The organism is Streptomyces roseochromogenus subsp. oscitans DS 12.976, from assembly GCF_000497445.1.
GTDB classification, from domain to species: Bacteria; Actinomycetota; Actinomycetes; order Streptomycetales; family Streptomycetaceae; genus Streptomyces; species Streptomyces oscitans.
Genome location: NZ_CM002285.1, coordinates 522,112 through 526,061, shown reverse-complemented (window position 1 = coordinate 526,061; position 3,950 = coordinate 522,112). Strand labels below are relative to the sequence as shown.

Annotated in this window: 2 protein-coding genes; both read left to right on the top strand. The window is 74.1% G+C overall.

Annotation, left to right across the window (positions count from 1 at the left end; genetic code table 11):
• Positions 1 to 493 (top strand): phosphopantetheine-binding protein (locus tag M878_RS52685; RefSeq protein WP_023544522.1); only part of this gene is annotated, 493 nt, incomplete at its 5' end.
• Positions 493 to 3,950 (top strand): type I polyketide synthase (locus tag M878_RS52680; protein WP_023544521.1); only part of this gene is annotated, 3,458 nt, incomplete at its 3' end. The genes M878_RS52685 and M878_RS52680, both read left to right, overlap by 1 nt.

Here is a 3,950-nt window from a genome sequence, read left to right as displayed (position 1 = left end):
GGCCGAAGCCGAACGGGACCGCGCCCTGCTGGAGTTGGTCCGCACCCACGTCGCCGGCGTACTCGGGCACCCCTCGCCGGAGTCGGTCGACCCGGGGCGCGCCTTCCAGGACATGGGCTTCGACTCGCTCGCCGCCGTCGAACTGCGCAACCTCCTCGCGGGCGCCACCGGCCTCACCCTGCCGGCGACGCTCGTCTTCGACCAGCCCACCCCCCTCACCCTCGCCGTCCACCTCAAGACCGCGCTCGTGCCCGGACCGGCCGACCTCACCCGGTCGGCGCTGGCCGAGCTGGACCGCCTCGAAACCGCCCTGCACGGCCTGCCCGACCAGGACGGCAGCCACGCCCGCGTCACCGCGCGCCTCGAAGCGCTGCTGCGCAGCTGGCAGGACACCCACGGACGTCACCCCGCGCCCGAGGCGCCGGCGGACTTCCGGGAAGCCAGCGACGAAGAACTCTTCGCCAAGCTCGACAACGAACTGGGAGCCCAGTGATGGAAGACTCGGCCACGGCCGGCAAGCTCCGCGACTACCTCAAGCGGGCCACGACCGAGCTGGAGCGCAGCCGCCGCCGCGTACGGGAGCTGGAGGAGCGGGACCGCGAGCCCGTCGCCATCATCGGCATGGGCTGCCGCTACCCCGGGGGCGTGCGCACCCCGGAGGACCTGTGGCGCATCGTGCACGAGGGCATCGACGTCGTCACCGAGTTCCCCACCGACCGCGGCTGGGACGTCGAGGCGATCTACGACCCCGAGCCCGGCGCCCCCGGCAAGTCCTATGTCCGCCACGGCGGCTTCCTGCACGACGCCGCCGAATGCGACCCCGCGTTCTTCGGCATCAGCCCCAAGGACGCGCCCGGCACCGACCCGCAGCAGCGGCTGCTGCTGGAGGTCGCCTGGGAGGCCTTCGAGCGCGCAGGCATCGACCCCCACACGGTCAAGGGCACCCCGACCGGTGTCTTCGTCGGCCTGATGCACCACGACTACATCGGCGGCACCATCTCCGGCAGTATCGTCTCCGGCCGTATCGCCTACACCCTGGGCCTGGAGGGCCCCGCGGTCACCATGGACACCGCCTGCTCCTCCTCCCTGGTGGCGCTGCACTCGGCGATCCAGTCGCTGCGCAAGGGGGAGTGTTCGCTGGCGCTCGCGGGCGGCGCCGCCGTCATGGCCAGCCCCGAGATGTTCATCGAGTTCAGCGAGCGCCGCGCGCTGTCCCCCGACGGGCGCTGCCACTCCTTCTCCGACGATGCCGCGGGCGCCGCCTGGGCCGAGGGCGCCGGGATGCTGCTCGTGGAGCGGCTGTCCGACGCCCTGCGGAGCGGCCACGAGGTGCTCGCCGTCGTCCGCGGCAGCGCCGTCAACCAGGACGGCGCCTCCAACGGCCTGACCGCGCCGAGCGGTCCGGCCCAGATCCGCGTCATCCAGCAGGCCCTCGCCGACGCCCGGCTCGCCCCGCACCACATCGACGCGGTCGAGGCGCACGGCACCGGCACCACCCTCGGCGACCCCATCGAGGCCCAGGCCGTCATCGCCGCGTACGGGCAGGACCGGCCGGAGAACCGGCCGATCTGGCTCGGCTCCATCAAGTCCAACATGGGCCACCCGCAGGCCGCGGCCGGTGTCGGCGCCGTCATCAAGATGGTCATGGCGATGCGCCACGGCACCCTGCCGCGCACCTTGCACGTGGAGAAGCCCAGCACCGCCGTCGACTGGACCGCGGGCGACATCCGCCTGCTCACCGAGCCCCAGTCCTGGGACACCCCCGACGGCCGCCCGCGCCGCGCCGGCGTCTCCTCCTTCGGCATCTCCGGCACCAACGCCCACACCATCCTCGAAGAGGCGCCGCCCGCCGACACCGACCGGCCCGCCCCCGAGCGTGCCGCGCTGCCCGTCGTCCCGTGGGTGCTGTCCGGCAAGGGCTCCGACGCCGTCCAGCGGCAGGCGGAGCGGCTGCTCACGGCCGCCGGTGACCTCGACCCGTACGACGTCGGGTACTCGCTGGCCACCACGCGCGCCCTGTTCACTCACCGGGCCGCCGTCACCGGCCGCGACCGGCACGAACTGCTGGCCTCGCTGCGCGCCGTCGCCGACGGCAGCCAGGCGGCCGTCGTGGTCCCTGAACCCGGCCGGCTCGGCATCCTGTTCTCCGGCCAGGGTTCCCAGCGGCCCGGCATGGGCCGCACGCTGCACGCCGCGTTCCCGGTGTTCGCCGCCGCCTTCGACGAGATCTGCGCCGCCTTCGACGCCCACCTGGACCGGCCGCTGCGCGAGGTGATGTTCGAGGAGCCCGCCGACCCGGCCGCGTCCCCGCTGCACCAGACCGTCTACACGCAGGCAGCCCTGTTCACCTTCGAGACCGCCCTGTACCGGCTGCTGGAGCACTGGGGCATCCGCCCGGACCTGCTCGCCGGACACTCCATCGGCGAGGTTGTCGCCGCGCACGTCGCCGGTGTCCTGGAGCTGAAGGACGCGGTCGTGCTGGTCGCGGCCCGCGGCCGGCTGATGCAGGAACTGCCGGCCGGCGGCACGATGGTGTCCCTGCTCGCCTCCGAGGCCGAGGTCACGCCGCTGCTCACCGACGGCGTCGACATCGCGGCCGTCAACGGCCCGCGTGCGGTGGTGGTCTCGGGCGACGAGGAGGCCGTACTCGCCGTCGCCGCGAAGGTGGAGAAGACCACCCGGCTGAAGGTGTCCCACGCCTTCCACTCCCGTCGCATGGACCCCATGCTCGACGCGTTCCGCGAGGTACTGGCCGGCCTCACCTTCCACGAGCCCGCCCTGCCGGTCGTCTCCAACGTCACCGGCCGCATGGCCGACGAACTCACCTCGCCCGAGTACTGGGTACGGCACGTCCGTGAGGCCGTCCGCTTCCACGACGGGGTGACCGCGCTGGCCGCCGAAGGCGCCACCCGCTTCCTGGAGGTCGGCCCCGACGCGGTGCTCACCACCATGGCGCAGGGCGTGGTGCCCGACGTCATCGGCACCCAGCGCCGCGACCGGGACGAGGACGCCGCCCTCATCGACGCCGTGTGCCGCCTGCACCTGACCGGCACCGGCCCCGACTGGACGGTCGTGTTCGCCGGCGGCCGGAAAGCCGATCTGCCCACCTATCCGTTCCGCCGCGACCGGCACTGGGAGGACGCGCCCATCCTGCAGGCCGAGCGCTCCGCGGCGGCTCGCGCGGGCGGTGACGCGGCCGACCCGTTCTGGGAGCTGGTCCGGGAGCAGGACGTGACCGCCGTCGCCGCCACCCTCGGCGTCGCCGACGAGACGTCCGTCGCCGCCGTCGTACCGGCCCTGGCCGCCTGGCACGAGCAGCGGCAGGCCAACGCCACCGCCGACGGCTGGCGTTACCGCGTCACCTGGGAACCGCTGGCCCCCGCCGCCACCCCGGCGCTCGGCGGCCACTGGCTGGCCGTCGTCCCCGCCTGCGACGACCCGTGGACGAGCGCTGTCCTGACCGGACTCACCGACCGGGGCCTGCACGTCGACAGCGTGACGGCACCGGAAGCCGCCGGCCGTACCGAACTGGCCGGGCTGCTGGCCGGCCGGGGCGGTGTCGACGGTGTGTTGTCCCTGCTGGCGCCGGTCACCGAACTGACCTCGACTGCCGCCCTCGTACAGGCACTTGGGGACACCGAGATCACCGCACCGCTGTGGTGCGTCACCCGCGATGCCGTCTCCCATGGGCCGGCCGCCGAGGTCTCCGGCTTCGCGCAGGCCCAGGTGTGGGGCCTCGGCCGGGTCGCCGCTCTCGAACACCCCGACCGCTGGGGCGGTCTGATCGACCTGCCCGCCGAGATCGGTCCGCAGACCGTCGCCCGGCTGGCCGCGCTGCTCGGCGACGCGGGCGGTGAGGACCAGGTCGTCATCCGGGAGTCCGGCGCCTACGGCCGCCGTCTGGAGCACGCCCCGGCCCGTGCCGGCGCCCCCTGGAAGCCGTCCGGCAC